Annotated in this window: 13 protein-coding genes; 1 reads left to right on the top strand and 12 read right to left on the bottom strand. The window is 73.8% G+C overall.

Annotation, left to right across the window (positions count from 1 at the left end; translation table 11 throughout):
- Positions 1-36: 36 nt before the first annotated feature.
- Positions 37-3,387, bottom strand: coding sequence for an ATP-dependent helicase (locus OG917_RS23030; protein ID WP_328319512.1), 3,351 nt, complete (start codon positions 3,385-3,387; stop codon positions 37-39).
- Between the two features lie 195 nt (positions 3,388-3,582).
- Positions 3,583-3,942: an MGMT family protein gene (locus OG917_RS23025; protein WP_328319510.1), complete on the bottom strand. Its 360-nt coding sequence runs from the start codon at positions 3,940-3,942 to the stop codon at positions 3,583-3,585.
- Between the two features lie 269 nt (positions 3,943-4,211).
- Here OG917_RS23025 and OG917_RS23020 point away from each other — a divergent pair, with 269 nt between their 5' ends.
- A complete protein-coding gene (locus OG917_RS23020) occupies positions 4,212-6,953 on the top strand; it encodes a lysylphosphatidylglycerol synthase transmembrane domain-containing protein (RefSeq protein WP_328319509.1) in 2,742 nt (913 codons plus the stop codon).
- Positions 6,954-6,993: 40 nt separating this feature from the next.
- Here OG917_RS23020 and OG917_RS23015 read toward each other — a convergent pair whose 3' ends face one another.
- The 10 genes from OG917_RS23015 to OG917_RS22970 all read right to left on the bottom strand — a co-directional run bounded on the left by OG917_RS23015 (position 6,994) and on the right by OG917_RS22970 (position 19,286).
- On the bottom strand, positions 6,994-7,500 hold the full coding sequence (locus tag OG917_RS23015; RefSeq protein WP_328319508.1) for a hypothetical protein: 507 nt from the start codon (positions 7,498-7,500) through the stop codon (positions 6,994-6,996).
- A 193-nt stretch (positions 7,501-7,693) separates the two neighbouring features.
- The gene (locus OG917_RS23010) at positions 7,694-8,818 is read right to left on the bottom strand and encodes a PP2C family protein-serine/threonine phosphatase (RefSeq protein ID WP_328319507.1); all 1,125 of its coding nucleotides are present in this window, start codon (positions 8,816-8,818) and stop codon (positions 7,694-7,696) included.
- Between the two features lie 177 nt (positions 8,819-8,995).
- A complete protein-coding gene (moeZ, locus tag OG917_RS23005) occupies positions 8,996-10,174 on the bottom strand; it encodes an adenylyltransferase/sulfurtransferase MoeZ (RefSeq protein WP_328319506.1) in 1,179 nt (392 codons plus the stop codon).
- A gap of 62 nt (positions 10,175-10,236) precedes the next feature.
- Positions 10,237-11,001, bottom strand: coding sequence for a spherulation-specific family 4 protein (locus OG917_RS23000; RefSeq protein WP_328319505.1), 765 nt, complete (start codon positions 10,999-11,001; stop codon positions 10,237-10,239).
- Entirely contained in the window at positions 10,989-11,951 is a 963-nt protein-coding gene (locus OG917_RS22995) for an NAD-dependent epimerase/dehydratase family protein (protein ID WP_328319504.1), read from the bottom strand. The genes OG917_RS23000 and OG917_RS22995 overlap by 13 nt, the downstream gene beginning before the upstream one ends.
- A 153-nt stretch (positions 11,952-12,104) precedes the next feature.
- Positions 12,105-13,253, bottom strand: coding sequence for a hypothetical protein (locus OG917_RS22990; protein ID WP_328319503.1), 1,149 nt, complete (start codon positions 13,251-13,253; stop codon positions 12,105-12,107).
- A 532-nt stretch (positions 13,254-13,785) separates the two neighbouring features.
- Positions 13,786-15,477, bottom strand: a complete 1,692-nt coding sequence (locus OG917_RS22985) for a DUF3492 domain-containing protein (protein ID WP_328319502.1) — start codon at positions 15,475-15,477, stop codon at positions 13,786-13,788.
- A 199-nt stretch (positions 15,478-15,676) separates the two neighbouring features.
- Positions 15,677-17,305 (bottom strand): ABC transporter ATP-binding protein, encoded by a 1,629-nt coding sequence (locus tag OG917_RS22980; RefSeq protein ID WP_328319501.1) that lies wholly within the window; start codon positions 17,303-17,305, stop codon positions 15,677-15,679.
- A complete protein-coding gene (locus OG917_RS22975; protein ID WP_328322090.1) occupies positions 17,302-18,291 on the bottom strand; it encodes an ABC transporter permease in 990 nt (329 codons plus the stop codon). Before OG917_RS22975 ends, OG917_RS22980 begins: the two co-directional genes overlap by 4 nt.
- A gap of 2 nt (positions 18,292-18,293) precedes the next feature.
- Positions 18,294-19,286, bottom strand: a complete 993-nt coding sequence (locus OG917_RS22970; RefSeq protein WP_328319500.1) for an ABC transporter permease — start codon at positions 19,284-19,286, stop codon at positions 18,294-18,296.
- Position 19,287 lies beyond the last annotated feature (1 nt).

The following is a 19,287-nucleotide window of genomic DNA, read 5'->3' as shown; positions in this document are numbered from 1 at the left end:
ACTGTGCTCCGGCTCCCGCCGGCTCCCGCACGGCCGTCACTCGACGATGTGGCGCCCCTCGGGCAGGGCGCTGCAGGAGGCGCGGAACGCGCAGTGGGTGCAGTGACTGCCGGTCGTCGGGGTGAAGCGCTCGTCCAGCACCTTTCCCGCGGCGGTGGCCAGCAGGTCGCCGACCCACTCCCCCGCGAGCGGTTCCTGTGTCTGGACCTTGGGCAGGGCGTCGCCGCCCTCCTTCACGGCGGCGGCCTGCCGCAGCTGGACCAGTTCGGCGCCGCCCGCCCCGGGGCGCAGGCCGCCGAAGACCTCGTCCACCGCGCCCTCGCGGACCGCGAGCTGGTACACGGCGAGCTGCGGATGGCGGGCCACCTCGTCCCTCGTGGGCGCCTGCTTCCCGGTCTTGAAGTCGACGACGTACGCCCGGCCTTCGGCGTCCCGCTCGACCCGGTCCATGGAACCCCTGATCCGGACCTGGTACTCACCGGCCTCCAGGGTCACGTCGAAGGGGTGCTCGGTGGCGGCCGGGGTCCGGCCTGCCCGGTCCATGACGTGCCAGCGCAGGAAGCGTTCCAGTGCGGCGCGCGCGTTCTCCTTCTCCTGGCCGGACTTCCAGGGGGCGTCGAAGGCCAGTGAGCTCCAGACGGTGTCGAGCCGTTCCATCAGGACGGCCAGATCTGCGGGGGTCCGCCCGGACGCGACCTCGTCCGCGAGGACGTGCACGACATTGCCGAAGCCCTGGGCCGCGGTGGCGGGTGCGTCCGCCTTCACCTCACGGCCCAGGAACCACTGGAGCGAGCAGGTACGGGCGAGCTGGTCCAGCGCGCTCCCGGAGAGCGCGACCGGCCGGCCGGGGTCGCGCACCGGGTCCGCCGCGTGGGTCGGCTCGTACAGCCCCCACCAGCGGTACGGGTGCGCGGCGGGCACCAGGGGCTGGTCCTCCTCGTCCACGAGCGCCGCCAGCCGGGCGAGCCGGTGGGCGGCGGCCTCGCGGAGCTCAGGGGAGGCCTTCGGGTCGACGGTCGTGGCGCGCAGTTCGGCGACCAGCGGGGCGACGGCGAGGGGGCGCCGCGGGCGGCCCGTGACGTCCTTCGGCTCCACACCGAGCTCGGTGAGGAAGCGCGACGGCTGGTCCCCGTCGTCCGCGGGTGCCTTCACCGCAGTCACGACGAGACGGTCGCGGGCGCGGGTGGCCGCGACGTAGAAGAGCCTGCGCTCCTCGGCGAGGAGCGCGCCGGGGGTGAGCGGTTCGGCGAGACCGTCGCGCCCGATCCGGTCCGCCTCCAGCAGGGAGCCGCGCCGTCTGAGGTCGGGCCACAGCCCTTCCTGGACCCCGGCCACGACGACCAGGCCCCACTCCAGGCCCTTGGCACGGTGGGCGGTCATGAGCTGGACCGCCTCGGGGCGCACGGTCCGCCTCGACAGGGTGTCGGCGGCGATGTCCTGGGCGTCGACCTCTTCGAGGAAGTTCAGCGCGCCGCGCCCGCCGGTGCGCTCCTCGGCGCGGGCCGCGGTGTCGAACAGCGCGCAGACGGCGTCGAGATCACGGTCGGCGTTCCGTCCGGCGGCCCCGCCGCGCAGGGTGGCGCGCTCCAGCCGCCGGGGCCAGCCGGTGCCGCTCCAGAGCTCCCAGAGCGCCTGCTCGGCGGTGCCGCCGTTCTCCAGGAGCGCGCGGGTCCGGCTCAGGAGCTTGCCCAGCTGCTGGGCGCCCCTGGCGTATGCGGGGTCGTGCGCGATCAGCCGGCCGGGCTCGGCCAGGGCGCGGGCGAGCAGTTCGCCGGAGGGCGCGGGCAGCCGGTTCCCGCCGGCCCGCTCCTCCTCGCGCAGGGCGCGGCCCAGCCTGCGCAGGTCGGCGGCGTCCATGCCGCCGAGCGGTGAGGCGAGGAGCGCGAGGGCCGTCTCGGTGGGCAGCGCCGCGGGGCTCCCGGCTGCCGCCGCCCCGTCGCCGCCGGGCTCGCCTGCCCCACCGGGCTCCGCCCCCGGTCCTGCCAGCGCCGCCTCCGCCACCGCCCGCAACGCCGTCAGCAGCGGGGTGACCGCGGGTTCGTGGCGCAGCGGCAGGTCGTCGCCCGCGATGTCGAGCGGCACCCCGGCGGAGGTCAGCGCGCGGCGCACCGCCGGGATGGAGCGGCCGCCCGCACGGACCAGGACCGCCATGTCGTTCCACGGCACGCCCTCCTCCAGATGGGCCCGGCGCAGAATGTCCGCGATGTTGTCCAGCTCGGTGCCGGCCGTCGGATAGGTGTACGCCTCGACGCGGCCCCCGGCCCGTACCGCCGAGAGCTCCCGGTGCGCACGGACCTTCGCGGCGGGGAGCCGGGGCAGCGGCATGCGCTGGGTCAGCAGCCGGGTCGCCGTCAGCAGACCCGCGGCGGAGCGGCGTGAGGTGGTCAGCACCTCGACGGGGGCCGGACGTCCGCCGGTACGGGGGAACGCGTCGGGGAACTCCAGGATGCCGTTGACGTCGGCGCCGCGGAACGCGTAGATCGACTGGTCCGGGTCGCCGAACGCGACCAGGGTCCGCCCGCCGCCGGCCAGCGCCTGCAACAGCCGGACCTGTGCCGGGTCGGTGTCCTGGTACTCGTCGACGAAGACCGCGTCGTAGCCGGGACGGCCCCGCTCGGCGAGTGGCACCGCGCGCTGCACGAGTTCCGCGTAGTCGATGACCCCCTGCGCGTCGAGGACGTCCAGGTACTCGGCGAGGAATCCGGCGGCGGCCCGCCAGTCGGGGCGGCCCGTGCGGTCCGCGAAGGCGGCCAGCGTCTCAGGGCCGAGCCCCAGCTCCCGGCTGCGGGCGAGGACCGCGCGCACCTCGTCGGCGAAGCCACGCGTCGTCAGACAGGCCCGCAGCTCGTCGGGCCAGCCGATCCGGCCGAGATCGAGCTGTCCCGCCAGCAGCTCCCGCACCGCGACGTCCTGCTCCGGCCCGGACAGCAGCCGCAGCGGTTCGGCGAAGAGGTCGGCGTCCTGATGGGCGCGGACCAGGGCGTAGCAGAAGGAGTGGAAGGTGGTCGCCTGCGGGCCGTAGGTGCCGGTCATGGATCCGGTGCCCCGCCCGCCGGAGTGGGTGACACGGGCGCCGGGCCCGGCGCCCTGGATCCGTACGGCCATCCTGTCGCGCAGTTCGACGGCGGCCCGGCGGCTGAAGGTGAGGACGAGAATCCGTTCGGGGTCCGTCCCGTCGGCGATGCGCCGGGCCACCGCCTCGACCAGCGTGGTGGATTTGCCCGTACCCGGTCCGGCCAGGACCAGCAGCGGCCCGGCGCGGTGGTCGGCCACGGCGTGCTGCCGTGCGTCCAGTACGGGTGGACCGACCGCGCCCGGCGGGGTGCGCACCAGCCGGTACGCGCCCGGGGCCCGTGGCCGTACCCGGTGGGAAGTGGAGGTGCTCACGTGGATCGCCGGTCCTGGAAGGGTGCGTGGATGTGCGGTCGGGAGGGGCGGTACGGAGTGGGTGCCGCCGCACCCGCGGTGCCCCGACGACGCTACGCCGTCGCGCGGGGTGCCCGGGACGGCAGGGGCCGGGGCCCGGTGTGTACTCCGTACGGGTCCCGGACCACCCGGCAGAGGGCCGAATGGCGGAAGCTGTCAGACATGAGACACCTCGCCGCCGTCCCACCGCGCCCGCCGCATGTCCAGGCGCGGCAGATGGCCGTCCTCCTCCCGGGCGGCCCGCGAGGCGTCGCGCAGGGGGGTGGCCTCCGCGCGGTAGTGCTCCAGCGCCCGCAACTCGTGACCCGCGAGCAGCGCGCCGTCCGAGCGCACCACACGCCACCACGGTGCGCTCCCGCCGTAGAGGGCCATCACCCGGCCCACCTGGCGCGGGCCGCCCTCACCCAGCCATTCGGCGATGTCCCCGTACGTCATGACGCGGCCGGGCGGGATCAGCTCCGCGACGTCCAGCACCCGTTCCGCGTACTCCGGCAGCTCAGCAGTCACCCGGTCCATCCTGCACCACACCGCCGACAGCGCGCCGGGCCCGCCGCAGAACGGGCCATTTTCCGCAAAGGGGCCCTGATGCCCGCCCCCGCCGCCCGGACATGCCACCATCGTCCGGGCGGTGGCCCGGAGGGGCAGCGCCGGGACGCTCCGCCCGCGGGCCCAGCACCCCGAGGTGGAGCGCAGTGATACGAGACCAGAAGGAACCGACGGAGGGGCCAGGCGTGCAGGAGCCACCGGGGGCATCGGACGCCCCCGACTCCGAAGGTCCTTCCGGCGTGCCGGAAACGGACCAGGACCACGGAGCCGGTCCACGGGACGGTGCGCCGGGGCCCGCTCACGCCACGGAGGCCGGAGCGGACAGCGGCGAGCCGGACACCGGCCCGGGGGAGCCTGGCGACGGTACGGCACCCGGCACCGGGGCCCACCCCGAGTGCGCGGGGGCGTCGCCCATCGACCGGGTCTCCGGGGACGAGCCGCTCCTGGCCGCCCGGGTGCACCGCCCGTCCGATCTGCTGCGCCTGCTGACCGGCATCCTGGCCATCGCGCTGGTCCTGGGCATCGCCGCCTTCGCCCACGGCACGACCTCAGGACTCGCCGAGGACATCCACAACGGCACCGTCGAGACACCCGACCTGCTCCTCAAGCTCGCCGGGCTCTTCTCGTCCATCGCCATACTGATCCTGCCGGTCGCCTTCGCGATCGAACGGCTGGTCAAACGGGACGGACTGCGCATCGCGGACGGCGTGCTCGCGGCGGTCCTCGCCCACGGCGCGGCGCTCGCCACGGACCTCTGGGTCGCCAAGGCCGCACCCAAGTCGATCACCGAGGCGCTCACCCAGTCCCTCACCGACGGCACACTCACCGACCCCGTGCACGGCTATCTCGCCCCCGTCATCGCCTATATGACGGCCGTGGGCATGGCCCGCAGGCCCCGCTGGCGGGTGGCGCTCTGGGTGGTACTGCTGGTCAACTCCTTCGCCGTGCTGGTCGGGCGGCAGACCACCCCCTTCTCGATCATCGTGACGATCCTGCTGGGCTGGACCGTCGCCTACGGCACGCTGTACGCGGTCGGCTCGCCCAACGTCCGCCCCACCGGCCGGCAGCTGCTCGCCGGGCTGCGGCACGTCGGCTTCAACCCGGTCAGCGCGATGCGCGCCGAGGACATCCCCGACTCCGCCGAACAGGGCGACCGGGGCCGCCGCTACTTCGTCACACTGGAGGACGGGGCGCCGCTCGATGTCACCGTCGTCGACCGGGAACAGCAGGCACAGGGCTTCTTCTACCGGGTGTGGCGCCGCCTGACCCTGCGCTCCATCTCCACCGGCCGCTCCATCCAGTCGCTGCGCCAGGCCCTGGAGCAGGAGGCCCTCCTGGCGTACGCGGCCATCGCGGCGGGGGCCAACGCGCCGAAGCTGATCGCCACGTCCGAGCTGGGCCCCGACGCCGTGATGCTCGTGTACGAGCACACCGGCGGGCGCTCCCTCGACTCGCTGCCCGACGAGGAGATCACCGACGAACTGATGCGGAGCGCCTGGCGGCAGATGCAGGCCCTGCAGTCCCGGCGCATCGCGCATCGCAGGCTCGTCGGGGACGCGATCCTGATCGACAGGTCGGGCCGGGTGATCCTGACCGATCTGCGCGGCGGCGAGATCGCGGCGAGCGACATCGTGCTGCGCATGGACATCGCCCAGCTGCTCACCACGCTGGGGCTGCGGGCCGGGGCGGAGCGCTCGGTGGCGTCCGCCGTCGCGGTCATCGGCCCCGACAAGGTGGCGGACAGCCTGCCGCTGCTCCAGCCGCTGGCGCTGAGCCGGTCGACCCGCGCGACCCTGCGCCAGCTGGCGCGCGAGCGGGCGCAGCGCGAGCGCGAAGCCGTGATCGAGGCATCGGAGACGGCGAAGCGGGCCAAGTCCGGGGCCGACGCGGCGCCGGGCGACAGCCGCAAGGCGGCCCGCGCCGAGAAGAAGGCCGAGAAGGAGGCCATCGACGACGCACTGGACGGCGCGCGCGAGGAGGACCTGCTCTCGCAGATCCGCCACCAGGTGCTGCTGATCCGGCCGCAGGCGCACGCCGAACCGGTACGGCTGGAACGCGTCAAGCTGCGCACCCTGTTCACGGTCATCGCCGGCTCCATCGCCGCGTACTTCCTGCTGTCGCAGCTCGCGAACATCCCGTACCACCAGCTGCTCACCAGCACACACTGGGGCTGGGTCGCCCTGGCCGTGCTGTTCTCGGCGGTGAGTTACGTGGCGGCGGCGATGAGCCTGCTCGGCTTCGTGCCGGAGAAGGTGCCGTTCCTGCGGGCGGTGTCCGCACAGGTCGCCGGGTCCTTCGTGAAGCTGGTGGCCCCGGCGGCGGTCGGCGGAGTGGCGCTCAACACCCGGTTCCTGCAGCGTGCGGGCGTGCGCCCGGGGCTCGCGGTGGCCAGCGTCGGGGCCTCGCAGCTCTTCGGGCTCGCCAGCCACATCCTGCTGCTGATGGTCTTCGGCTATGTGACGGGCACCGAGCAGACCCCGTCGCTCACACCGTCCCGCACGGTGATCGCCGGACTGCTGACGGCCGCGGTGCTCGCCCTGGTGGTGACGGCGGTCCCGTTCCTGCGCAAGTTCGTCGTCACGCGGGTGCGTTCGCTGTTCGCCGGGGTGGTGCCGCGCATGCTCGACGTACTCCAGCAGCCCCGCAAGCTGCTCACCGGTATCGGCGGGATGCTGCTGCTGACCGGCACGTTCGTGATGTGCCTCGATGCATCGATCCGGGCCTTCGGCGGCGGCTCGACCATCAGCTACGCGAGTATCGCGGTGGTCTTCCTGACCGCGAACGCGGTGGGCTCCGCCGTGCCGACGCCCGGTGGTGTCGGGGCCGTCGAGACGGCCCTGACCGGTGCGCTGATCATCGCGCGCGTCGACCCGGGGACCGCGGCTGCCGCCGTCCTGCTCTTCCGGCTGCTGACGTTCTGGCTTCCGGTGCTGCCCGGCTGGCTCTGCTTCAACTACCTGACGCGCAGGGGGGCGCTCTAGGCGTACCGCGCTGTCCGCGGGGCGCCCCGCGCCCGGAGCCTCAGAGGCCCCGGGCGCGGCTCCGCTCCAGCGTCCGCAGGATCAGCCACTGGTCGCCCCAGGCCATCGCGGTACCCAGTACGGCCATCACCACACCGATCACGACGCTGCCCAGGGCCGCCCCCACCGCGAACCCGGCGAACCCCAGCGCCCCGCGGACCGCGAACCGCAGGGCGACCAGGCCGACCGCCAGCAGCCGGGTGCGCTTGTTCTTCCAGAGCGCCCGCATGAAGCGCATCCGGGTCCGCAGGACCGTGAGCGAGAGCGTCAGGTTCAGCAGGGCGACGACCGGGATCAGCCAGTAGGCGACCGGGTAGGCCCGTGCGATGTCGAAGACCCCCGCGAAGGTGCCGGCGATCGGGAAGTACCAGCCGGGCAGCGGGGTGATCTCCACCGGCCGGCCGGCCGCGGCCGGTACGGCGCCCCGTACCGCGCCGGGTGCTGCGTCCCGCTCCGCGATCTGCTCCGTGGCCTGCGCCGCGATCTGCTCGGTGCTCACTGCGGTCATTTCGGTTCCCCCTGAGGCTTCGTTTCCGACACCAGAACCCTCTCGCGCCGGACACACCCCGCGGCAGAGCGAACCGTCCGCACTCCGGCAGGACAAATGTCCCGCCGATACCGGGCTCCAGGGCCGGACAGCCCCCCGCCCGAGCCCTCCAGACCCGGCCGGGCCGGACCGTCCCCGAACGGGTAAGGCCTGCTCAGCGGGTGGTGATCACCATGATCGCCGCATCGTCCTGGAGCCGCCCGCCGACATGACGGTGGAGGTCCTGCTCGATCTCCCGTACCAGGGCGGCCGGTTCCAGCGCGGTCCAGTTCTCCAGCCGCCGCGCCAGCGGGTAGAACTCCCCGCGCCGGTCGCGGGCCTCCGTGACCCCGTCCGTGAACAGCAACAGCCGGACCCCGTACGGCAGTCCCGTCTCCACCACGGGGCGCGCGCGCTCCTCATCGGGGACCAGGAAGCCCAGCCCCAGCGGCAGTCCGGCCTCGCCCAGCCCGATCTGCCGCGGCCCCGCCCCGGAGACGGCGAAGGGCTCCAGGTGGCCGCAGTTCACCAGCCGCATCCGCTCCCCGGCCGGGTCGAACTCCACGAGCAGCGCGGTGACATGGCGCGGTTCCTGGCCGATGGTCTCGGCGTACTCGTTGTAGCGGTCCAGTATGTTCTCCATGCGGCGGGCCAGGTCCGCGAGGCCTGGTTCCTCGTACCCCGCCACCCGGAAGGCGCTGAGCACAGCAGCGCCCGCGTTGATGGCGTCGAGCCCCTTACCCCGTACATCGGCGACGAGCACCCGGGTCCCGAACGGCGACTCGATCAGCTCGTAGAGATCGCCGCCCACCCGGGCGTACTCATCCGCGGCGAGGTAGACCCCGCACGCCTCGAAGTCCTTGGTGCGCAGCGGGAACGGCCGCAGCAGCGCGAGCTGGACGGCTTCGGCGGCGCTGCGGGTCTGTTCCAGGAGGGACTGCCGCTGGGAGCCGAGCCGCGCGATGAGCAGCGCCAGCATCCCGACCGTCCAGGTCGCGGCCAGGACGACCGCCATCTGGCCCGGGTCCCGCTCGTGGGGTGCGAAGAGCGGGTACGAGACGGCGATGCAGATACCGGCGAGGGTGGCCAGGGCGGCAGTGGTCAGGACGCTCAGCACGAGGGCCCCCACGAGCGGGACCAGGCTCGCGAAGAGCACCACCCGCAGGTCACCGGGGGTGAAGGACTCCACGCCGACGATCACGGCGAGCACGGCCAGCAGGAACGCGAGGAACACGGCGCGCTCCCTGCGCGTGGTGTTCCGCTCCATGAGCACACGCGAGAGGCTGCGGGCGAGCGGCATGGAGAGATCCCATCTGGCGTATATGCGGCTTTTGTCTCCCTCTGCCACAGTAGCGCCGTCCCGGCGACAGCACAGCGGCGTCCCCGCGGTCGCTGTGCGCACCGCAGGAGCGCACAGCGGAGGGGCGGCCCGCACCTTCCGGTGCGGGCCGCCCCTCCGACGCTGTACCGGACCGGTCTAGTAGACCGGCTTCTCGGGCTCGATCTGGTTGACCCAGCCGATCACGCCGCCGCCGACGTGGACGGCGTCCGCGAAGCCCGCGGACTTCAGCACGGCCAGTACCTCGGCCGAGCGGACGCCCGTCTTGCAGTGCAGGACGATCTTCTTGTCCTGCGGGAGGTCCGCCAGGGCGGTGCCCATGATGAACTCGTTCTTCGGGATCAGCTTCGCGCCCGGGATGGAGACGATCTCGTACTCGTTCGGCTCGCGGACGTCGATGATCTCGATCTTCTCGTCGGTGTCGATCCACTCCTTGAGCTGCTTGGGAGTGATCGTCGAGCCGGCCGCCGCCTCCTGGGCCTCCTCGGACACGACGCCGCAGAAGGCCTCGTAGTCGATGAGCTCGGTGACGGTCGGGTTCTCGCCGCAGACCGCGCAGTCGGGGTCCTTGCGGACCTTGACCTGGCGGTACTGCATCTCCAGGGCGTCGTAGATCATCAGACGGCCGACCAGCGGGTCACCGATGCCGGCGAGCAGCTTGATCGCCTCGTTGACCTGGATGGAGCCGATCGACGCGCAGAGCACACCCAGCACGCCGCCCTCGGCGCAGGAGGGGACCATGCCGGGGGGCGGCGGCTCCGGGTAGAGGCAGCGGTAGCAGGGGCCGTGCTCGGACCAGAAGACCGAAGCCTGTCCGTCGAAGCGGTAGATGGAGCCCCACACGTACGGCTTGTTGAGCAGGACGCACGCGTCGTTGACCAGGTAGCGGGTGGCGAAGTTGTCCGTGCCGTCCACGATCAGGTCGTACTGGGCGAAGATGTCCATCACGTTCTCGGCTTCGAGCCGCTCCTCGTGAAGGACCACGTTCACCAGGGGGTTGATCCCGAGGACCGTGTCCTTGGCCGACTGGGCCTTGGAACGGCCGATGTCGGCCTGGCTGTGGATGATCTGGCGCTGCAGATTCGACTCGTCGACCTCGTCGAACTCCACAATGCCCAGCGTGCCCACCCCGGCCGCGGCCAGGTACATGAGGGCGGGCGAACCGAGGCCGCCCGCACCCACGGCGAGCACCTTGGCGTTCTTCAGCCGCTTCTGCCCGTCCATCCCGACATCGGGGATGATCAGGTGGCGGGAGTACCTGCGGACCTCATCGACGGTGAGTTCAGCAGCTGGCTCGACCAGGGGTGGCAGCGACACGGGGACTCCGTTGGTCGGTATCTACGTACGATGGTTCTTCCGTAACACTGCCACGCCCCTCCTCATTCCGAGACACCAGGTCCGATCCGCGAGACGATTTCGTCCCAGTAACCGGGCAGCGCCTCGAACGGCGCGTTCTCGTCGGGCCCTCCGGCGCTCCCGGCGTCGGTGCGTTCGGTCCGGTCGGTGAAGAAGATCGTGCCCGCCCCCTGCCAGCGGGCGATCCGGACGGCCTCCTCCAGATGCGTGCGCGGCACGCCGTGCACGAAGTGGGCGAACCGCGACGGGTCGTGGTCGGCGGTCCACTCCGCCACCTGCGACCAGCGGTAGTCCGTCCAGGGACCGCTGAACGTCACCAACTGGTCGGCGGTCTCGGCGTATCCGGGGTACGGATGGACGCCGTGTCCGAGCACGAGACGGCCGCCCGGTCCCGCCACGGTCCGGAGGGCGCCGGTGATCCGCCGGGTCTCGGGCAGATCGGGGCGGCCCACCGGGGCCCGGTCGAGGAAGAAGCCCTCGGTGCGGTACCAGTCGGTGAAACGGTGGGCCTCCGCGATCAGCTCCCCGAACGGGCGGGTGCCGTGGGCCATGTCGAGGTGGCCGAGCACGCGCGTCCCGGCGTTCCTGAGCCGGCCCGCCGCTGCCAGGCAGTGCGGGTCGGGCCGGGCACCGGGGCCGTTGGCCACATTGAGGACGACCCAGTGCAACGGCGTCCCCGGGCGGGCCAGTTCCGCCCACTCCACCGGCGCGACGAGCGGGTGCGCGTACCCCGGCACGCCGAAGCCCAGCTCGGCCGAGAGGGTCGCGGCCGGGGTCAGATGCGGCATGCCGCCTCCATCCAGATGTCGGCGAGCGACTCCTCCAGATTGATCCGCGGGCGCCAGCCGAGGCGGTCGCGGGCGGTGCGCACGTCCGCCTGCTGCCAGCCGCCGCAGCCGTCGGGGTACGGCGAAGGGGCCGCCAGGTGGTCCATGACCGGCTCGGACGGGCGCGGCGCGACCAGTCCGGAGTGGCGGTGCTGGGGCAGGTCCAGCTCGTGGAGCGTGCCGCCGAACCCGGCGACCCTCGCCAGCACGGCAGCGGCGTCGCGCAGCTTCACCGCGTGCCCCGTGCCGATGTTGACGATGCCCTGGGCCGCCGAGAGCGAGGCCGCGTGGACGGCGCGCGCCACGTCCCGTACGTCGACGAAGTCGCGCTGCACGCCGAGCCCGGAGAGCTTCAGCTCCTTGTCCCCCGCCTGCATCGCCCGGCGCATCGCCTCGGCGAGCCGGCCCAGCGGGGAGCCCGCCGGGGTGCCGGGGCCGACCGGGGAGAAGACCCGCAGGACGATCGCGTCCAGGCCCGAGTTGAGCACCAGTTCGCTGGCGGCCAGTTTGGAGACCCCGTACGGGCCACCGGGGCGCGGGACGGCGTCCTCCGCGGTGGACGAGCCCGGCTGGCTCGGCCCGTACTCGGCGGCGCAGCCCAGCTGCACCATGCGCGCGTTGCAGGTGCTGCGGCGCAGGGCCTCGCAGACGGAGGCGACGGCGACGGTGTTGTGGCGGGTCAGATCACGGGCGCCGCCGCGGGTGGCACCGGCGCAGTTGATGACGACCCCGGGGTGGACGGCGTCCAGGAAGCGGGTGAGCGCTCCCGGGCTGCCGCTGGCGAGGTCGAAGCGGACGTCGGCGTCGTCGCCGCGCCCGAGAGCCGTGAGGTGCACGGCCGGGTCGGCGAGCAGGCGGTCGGCCACATAGCGGCCGAGGTATCCGTTGGCTCCGAGCAGCAGCACCCTCATCGCGCGGCCGCCTCTCGGTACCGACGGGTCGGTGCTGGAGGTTCGGGGCTCATTTTTCGTTCTCCTTCTGCGGTGTTACCGGGTGGTCGGCCCGCGGCGTCGGCTCCGCGGGAGTCTTGGGGGGGGCGGGCCGGCCGGTGGCCGGGCGCCGCGTCAGGTGTGCGCCGACGCGCGGGACAGTGCGGCGGTGGCGTGCACCAGCAGAGCGAGCGCCACCGCCCCGCAGAGGACCGCGGGTACGGCCGTCGCGCCCAGGGCGTCGACGGGCGCGGCGAGGAAGCCGCAGCCGGGGAGCCGGCCCGCGAGGACGGACGCCAGCGCGAGGACCTCTCCCGCGCAGGCCGTGGCGAGCGCGGTGGCCGCACCGTCCGGGAGCCCGTGGGTGGTGAGCAGCCGGGAGAGCAGGAGCAGCACGGCGAGGGCTGCGGCGCCGGGGGTGAAGCCGGGGACGAGCAGCAGAGCGGCGGGCGCGGCCGCGTACAGCAGGGTGACGAGGACGACGAGCGGCCTGGTGTGCGCCGCGAACTCGGCGGTCCCGCGGCTGGTCGCCAGCTTCCGCCCGGTCAGCCCGGCGAAGAGCCGGGCGCACCAGGCCGCCGGGGCCACGGCCGCGGCGAGCCCGGTCAGCGCGGTACCGGAGAGGGGCCACGGGCCGTCGGGGCCGCCCCGCAGTACCTGGTCGAGGAGCCCGTCGCCGCAGAGCGCGTAGCCGATCAGCCAGCACACGTACAGGCGCGCGGCGGGCACGGTGCGCCCCCTGGCGCGCAGCGGGCCGCGTCGCAGAGTGAGGGCGAGAGCCAGCCCGGTGAGGGCGGTCCCGGCCGCCACGGCCGCGAACCGGGCGCCGCCGTGGGTCAGCCCGGCCCCGGCGGCCGTCGCGACGGCGCAGGCGCCGGGCAGGAGTCCGTCGAAGGGCGCGCGCCGCACGGCGGCCGGCGGACCGGCCGCTTCCGTGCCGTCGGCCTCCGCGCCACGCGGGACCCGGGCGTACAGCTCGTCGGCGAGCGAGAAGACGTCCCGGTGCCTGAACCGGGCGGCGGTCCGGTCGGTGATCCCGTGCGCCTCCAGTCCTGCGGCGATCTCCAGCGGGTCGACGGCCCGCCCGCACAGCTCGCGGTGGCGGTGCATCAGCGCGCGTACGGGGTCGGCCGGGCCCCGCGCGCCCTTGCGTACGGGCGTCCCGGCCGGTCCGGCTGCGGCTTCCGTGAGCACGGCTTCGGAGCGGTCGTCCCACGCACCGGCCCCGGCGGGCGGGTGCGGCCCGTCGAGCGGCTGGGGCTCGGTGGTGCGAGGCGTGCTCATACGGCGACCTCTCGGCGCTTGCGGGTGAGTGGGGGCCGCGGACGGCATACGGCGACAGGGGCCGGGCACCGCGGCCGGGTCCGGAAGCGCAGCGGGGCAACGGCACCGGGGGTCCGGCGGGCGCGGGGGCCCGGGACCGGCCTGCGGCAGGGCCGGGCGGCGGGAGCAGGACCGGGGGGCTCGCCTGGTCCCGGACATGTGCCGGAAGCGCGGCCGGGAACAGGAGCGGCGGCCGAACCGGCATCAGGGGGTGGGTCCAGGGCCGGCCGTGAGCCCGGGCGTACGGGGGAGGCCGCTCCGGCGGGGCGCGCTCCGGAAGCCGGGCCGGGGCCGGCCGGTACGTCGCAGGACGGGCCGGGAGCGGGGCGTGCGCCGGGGTGGCGCCCGGGGCGGCCGGCCGGGTGTGCCGGCGGGCGGAGCGGGGCCGTTGCCCTCCGGAGTGCTCCGGCGTACGCCCCTGCGCGGGCCCTGCCGCCCCCCGCACCGTCCGGGCTCCGCCGGGGCGCGGTTATCGACGCCGTCAGGCGGCTGCTCATCGGCTGCCCTCCCCCATCGCGCCCACCGGGCCGGCGGACGGTGCCACCGGGACGGGGACGGGCGAGACCGTGTCCGGCGCGGGCTCCGCCCAGCTCGGGGTGCGGATGGTGCCGCCCCCTGCGGCCCAGTTCCCCGGGACGTGCGACTCCGCCGGGTGGGCGAAGGGACGGGGCACGCCAGTGTCGTGCTCCGGCGCCCGCCGCACCGGACAGTGCGAGATCAGGTCGAGGTAAATGCCGTGAAATGCCGTGAGGTTCTGTTCCACCGTGAACAGTTCGAGCGCCCGCGCACGCGCCGCCGCGCCCAGCCGCTCCCGGCGCACCGGGTCACGCAACAGCACGATGCAGGCGTCGGCCAGGGCCCGGGGATTGCGCGGCGGCACCACGAGTCCGGTCCCGCCGATGACCTCGACGACGGCCCCGACGTCCGTGGAGACGGTCGCCCGGCCGCAGAACATCGCTTCCACCAGGCTCACCGGGAACCCTTCCACCACGCTGGAGAGCACGACGACCGCGCCCCCCGCGTAGGCGTCGGCGAGTCCGGGGGTCTCCGGGCCGCCGATCTCCTCGAAGACCACGGGGTTGGAGCCGACGGCGTGCGCGCCGGCCGCCTCGTCGGGGAAGAGCTGGGCGGCCAGCGCCCGGCAGTGTGCGAGATAGGCGGCCCCGTCGGGGCCTTCGGCCGGGGCTCCGACGATCCGCAGGACCGCGCCCGGTTCCTCCTTGCGCACCTCGGCGAAGGCGTGCAGCAGCGAGATCAGGTCCTTGGCCGGTTCGACGCGCCCGACCCAGACCAGGGTGGCCGGGTCGCCCGCGTCCGCGCCGTCCCCCACTGCGGCGAAGCGCGCGGCCTCCATGCCGGGGTAGACCGTCCGCAGCCGGGCGGGGTCGGCGCCGCACTTCTCCTGCCAGCGGCGGGCGTGCGTGTTGCCGGGGGTGATCACCGCCGCCTGTCCGTACACCTCGGCGGCGAGTGCGCGGTGGAAGCCCGCGAGCAGCGCCCGTACCGGCGCACTCCGGTCGCCGCCCGTGAGGAAGTGCGAGCGGAGCTGGACCCCGTACTCGGTGACCAGCAGCGGCACCCCGAAAAAGTGTTTGGCCAGCAGCCCGGGGAGCGCCGCGGTCCCGCCCGACGTGGCGTGGCAGAGGTCCACGGCGCCCAGGGCGTCCTCGGTGTACCAGTCGAGGGAGAGCGGGCGCAGCTCGCGTTCGAGGAGCTCGGCGAAGGCCAGGTGGTCGGGGACCCCGGCCGCCTGGACGGTGCGGCCGGCGCCGGGTGCGCGGGAGGCGGACTCCAGGACGCGTACGGCGGTCTCGGAGCGGAGCGCCCCGGGCAGGCCGCCGCGCTCGCGGGCCAGCTCGGCGAGGCCGTGGAGGCCGGCCGTGAAGCCGGTGCCCGCGCCGCAGACGGCGGCCGCCAGCTCGCTGAAGTGGGCGGCGAAACGGCGCCGGTCGCGGCGCCCGTAGGACCGGCCGCCCGCCGTCGGGGTCCAGAGCGGCGCCGTGCGCACGCGCCGCACCTGCGCCGGGAGATCCACCCGCCCGGCGGCCTCCTGATGCGCGCTGCGGCTCAGGGCGTAGACATCGAACTCGTGCGGCGCGAGTCCGCGCACCAGCCGGTCGCACCAGAGCCGCGACTCGCCTGTCGCATACGGATAACCACCGTCCGTAAGCAGTCCTGTCCGCATGAGCACACCCCCGGTCTCCCTTCAGGCAGCCGCCGTTGGTGACGGCGACTCGCAGCGGGACGACCGTAAGCGGACAGAGAGGTGGCGCGATGGACGGTTGTCCATCGCGCCACCAGAAGGGGTGAACCGTCGTAACTTTCTCGCACCGGTCGCGTTCCGTGGCGCTACGGTGCCTCTCGGTCACTCGGGGTCAGGGCTGTCAGACCACCGCGAGCTCCGTACGGGCGGCCCTGCGCGCCGCGGCGAGCACCGGGTCGAGCGTGGGGACCGCGGCCAGCAGCTGCTTGGTGTAGGGATCCTGCGGGGCGCCGTAGACGGTGTCCGCGTCGCCCTCCTCGACGATCCGGCCGTGCCGCATCACAGCGACCCGGTCGCTGACCTGCCGTACCACCGCGAGGTCGTGTGCGACGAAGACCAGGGCGAGGCCCAGTTCCCGCTGCAACTCGGCCAGCAGGGCGGTGACCTGGGCCTGGGTCGTCACGTCGAGCGCGGAGACCGCCTCGTCACAGACGATGAGCTCCGGCTCGGCGGCGAGGGCCCGCGCGATCCCGACCCGCTGGCGCTGACCGCCGCTGAACTCGTGCGGATAGCGGTCGTACTGGGCCGCGTCCAGGCCGACCCTGTCCAGCAGGTCGCGGACCCGGTCCCGGATCAGGGACTCGTCCCGGTCGCCGCGCGCCCGCAGCGGGTCGGCGACCGACTCCCCCACGGAGCGGCGGGGGTTGAGCGAGGACACCGGGTCCTGGAAGACCATCTGTACCCGGTCGACGCGGTGCAGCCGCCCCGACGTGGGCTCCAGCAGACCGACGAGCATCCGCCCCAGGGTGGTCTTGCCGCTGCCGCTCTCACCGACGATGCCCAGGGTCTCTCCGGGGCGGACGGCGAGGGACACCCCGTCGACCGCCGCGAGCGCCGAGCGCCCCCGGCCGAACACCCGCCGGACGTCGACGGCTTCGACCAGCGGGGCGGCCTCTCGGGTGGCCGGGCCCCGGCCACCGTTCGCCCGCTGCCCGCCACCGTCCGCCCTGTCGCGTACGGCACCCGGCCGTACCGCCTCCACCCTCGGCACCGCGGCGAGAAGTGCCCGGGTGTACGGCTCGCGCGGTGACGCGAGCACGTCGGCCACCGGTCCGCGCTCCACCGCGCGCCCGTCCTTCATCACCAGCACCTCGTCGACCGACTCGGCGGCCACACCCACGTCATGGGTGACAAGCAGCAGTCCCATCCCGGTCTCGTGCCGCAGCCCGTGCAGCAGGTCGAGGATCTGCGCCTGGACGGTGACGTCCAGCGCCGTCGTCGGCTCGTCCGCGATCAGCAGCCGGGGCTCGCACGCGAGCGCCATCGCGATCAGCGCCCGCTGGCGCATCCCGCCGCTGAACTCGTGCGGCCGGGCCCTGGACCGCCGGGCAGCGTCCGGGATTCCCACCCGGTCGAGCACGTCGACCGCCCGCGCCCGGGCGGCCCGGCGGGATGCCTTCGCATGGACCCGGTACACCTCGGCGATCTGGTCGCCGATCGCGTAGTACGGGTCCAGCGAGGAGAGCGGGTCCTGGAAGACCATCGCGGCCTTCCCGCCGCGCAGCGCGCGCAGTTCCGGATCGGACGCGTTCTGCACGTCCACCCCGGCGACCGTCACGGAGCCGGTGACCCGGGCGCCGCTCCCCCGGTGCAGCCCCAGCAGGGCGTACGCGGACGCGCTCTTGCCCGAGCCGGACTCACCGACGACACCGAGTGCGCCGCCCGCCTCCAGCGTGAACGACAGGCCGTCCACGGCCTGTACGGATCCGTCGAAGGTGACCGCGAGATCCCTGACGTCGACGAGACTCATGACAGGACCACCCGTCGGTCGGCCACCGCGTACAGCACGTCCGCTGCGGCATTGGCGAGCACCACGAAGAAACCGGTCACGAGGACCATGCCGACCACCACCGGCAGGTCGACCACGTCGACCGCATGGACGAGTTCGCGTCCGAGGCCCGGGAGGCCGAAGAGCGACTCGGTCAGCACGGCGCCGCCGAACATCGAGCCGAAGTCATTCGCGTTGAGCGCGATGATGGGGGCCACCGCCCCGCGCAGCGCGTGCCGTCCGATGATCCGGCGCTCGCTGACGCCGTACGCGCGGAAGGTCCGCACATGGTCGTCGGCCAGTGTCTCCAGCATCGAGGCCCTGGTCAGACGGGCGTACTTGGCGGACTCGATCAGCGCGAGCGAGAGCCAGGGCAGCAGCAGGTTCCACGCCCACTGCTGCGGGTCGTCGGAGAACGGTACGTACTCCGGGTACGGCAGCCAGCCCAGCGTCCCGCACACCACGATCATCAGCACCAGGCCGATGACGAAGACGGGTGTCGCGTTCCCGGCCAGGGTGATACCGGTGAGCACCCGCTCGGTGGGGCGTCCGCGCCGCCAGGCGGAGAGGACACCCGTGCCGACCCCGAGGATCAGCCACATCACCATCGCGCCGAGCGCGAGCGAGGCGGTGACCGGCAGCTTGGTGAGGATCAGCTGGGTGACCTGCTGGTCGGTGCGGTACGAGAGGCCGAGGCAGGGGGCCTTGCAGTGCAGCACCGAGGTGCCGGTGGAGAAGTCCCGCCCGGCGAAGATGCCCTGGAGGAAGTGCCCGTACTGCACGTACAGGGGGTCGCCGAGCCGCAGTTGCTCGCTGACCTGGTGCACCTGGACCGGGGAGCAGCGCGGACCGCAGGTGATCTGGGCGACGTTGCCCGGGGCGACGTAGAACACCGCGTAGATGATCATGGAGATCGCGAGGAGGGTGACGGCTGCGCCGACGAGGCGCCGCAACAGGAAGCCGGTCATATTCATGCCGCCGCCCCCTTCTCGCGCCTGCGTCCGGTACCGATGCGCAGCCGGGACGCGGCGCGCGGGTCGAGCGCGGTCCGTACGCCGTCGCCGAACACCGTCAGCGAGAAGACGGTGAGGAAGAGCATCCCGGCGGGGAGCAGCAGGTACTGCGGCGCGGCCTGGTACCAGACATCGGCCGATGTGAGCATCTGCCCCCAGGACGGGGTGGGCGGCTTGACGCCGACGCCGAGGAAGGACAGCGCGGCCTCGGCCGAGATGTTGGACGGGAAGAGCAGTGCGGCATACGTGATGACCGGCGCGGCCAGCGACGGCAGCAGCTCACGGCGGGCGATCTGCCACTGGTTCCAGCCGCTGAGCCGGGCCGCCGCGACATGGTCGAGCGATTTGAGGCTCAGCGTCGCGGCCCGGACGATCTTCGCCGTACCGCCCCAGCCGATGAGGCCGATGACGAGCGCGACCAGCACGGGGCGCGGGAAGGTGTCGGGAACGATGGCCAGCAGGGCCAGCGAGAGCACCATCAGCGGCATCGCCACGACGACGTCGGTGATCCGGCTGAGAACGTTGTCGACGAGCTTGTTGCCGAGCCCGGCTGCGACTCCGAAAGCGACCCCGAGCAGCACCTGTACGAGGGTCGCGGCGAACGCCACGGAGAGCGAGATCCGCGCTCCGTAGACCAGCCGGGCGAAGAGGTCGCGCCCGGTCTGCGGTTCGATGCCCAGCCAGTGATCGGCGCTGATGCCGCCGAGGGAGCCGGTGGGGACGCCGCCGCGCGCCGAGTCGATGAGGCCGGGGTGGTAGACGTTGGGGTCCTGGCCCTCCAGGGCGGTGAGCAGGGGCGCGGCGAGGGCGACCAGGACGAGCAGGGCGACGACGAGCGCCGCGGCGGTGGTGGCGCGCTGTCCGCGCAGCCGCCGCCAGAACTGACGGGCCCCGGAGGCGGGGACCGCGGCTGCGGTCCCCGCTCCATCGGCCGACAAGGCTTCTGACATG

Source organism: Streptomyces sp. NBC_00388 (assembly GCF_036061255.1).
In the GTDB taxonomy this organism is placed as follows: domain Bacteria; phylum Actinomycetota; class Actinomycetes; order Streptomycetales; family Streptomycetaceae; genus Streptomyces.
This window is presented reverse-complemented; position numbering and strand designations above follow the sequence as displayed.

Excerpts from the sequence above, each read along its gene's own strand:
- OG917_RS22990 (WP_328319503.1), bottom strand. The coding sequence starts at position 13,253 with ATGAGCACGCCTCGCACCACCGAGCCCCAGCCGCTCGACGGGCCGCAC.
- OG917_RS22980 (WP_328319501.1), bottom strand. The coding sequence starts at position 17,305 with ATGAGTCTCGTCGACGTCAGGGATCTCGCGGTCACCTTCGACGGATCC.
- OG917_RS23015 (WP_328319508.1), bottom strand. The coding sequence starts at position 7,500 with ATGACCGCAGTGAGCACCGAGCAGATCGCGGCGCAGGCCACGGAGCAG.
- OG917_RS23025 (WP_328319510.1), bottom strand. The coding sequence starts at position 3,942 with ATGGACCGGGTGACTGCTGAGCTGCCGGAGTACGCGGAACGGGTGCTG.
- OG917_RS23000 (WP_328319505.1), bottom strand. The coding sequence starts at position 11,001 with ATGCCGCATCTGACCCCGGCCGCGACCCTCTCGGCCGAGCTGGGCTTC.
- OG917_RS23010 (WP_328319507.1), bottom strand. The coding sequence starts at position 8,818 with ATGCCGCTCGCCCGCAGCCTCTCGCGTGTGCTCATGGAGCGGAACACC.
- OG917_RS22970 (WP_328319500.1), bottom strand. The coding sequence starts at position 19,286 with ATGTCAGAAGCCTTGTCGGCCGATGGAGCGGGGACCGCAGCCGCGGTC.
- OG917_RS22975 (WP_328322090.1), bottom strand. The coding sequence starts at position 18,291 with ATGACCGGCTTCCTGTTGCGGCGCCTCGTCGGCGCAGCCGTCACCCTC.
- OG917_RS22985 (WP_328319502.1), bottom strand. The coding sequence starts at position 15,477 with ATGCGGACAGGACTGCTTACGGACGGTGGTTATCCGTATGCGACAGGC.
- OG917_RS22995 (WP_328319504.1), bottom strand. The coding sequence starts at position 11,951 with ATGAGGGTGCTGCTGCTCGGAGCCAACGGATACCTCGGCCGCTATGTG.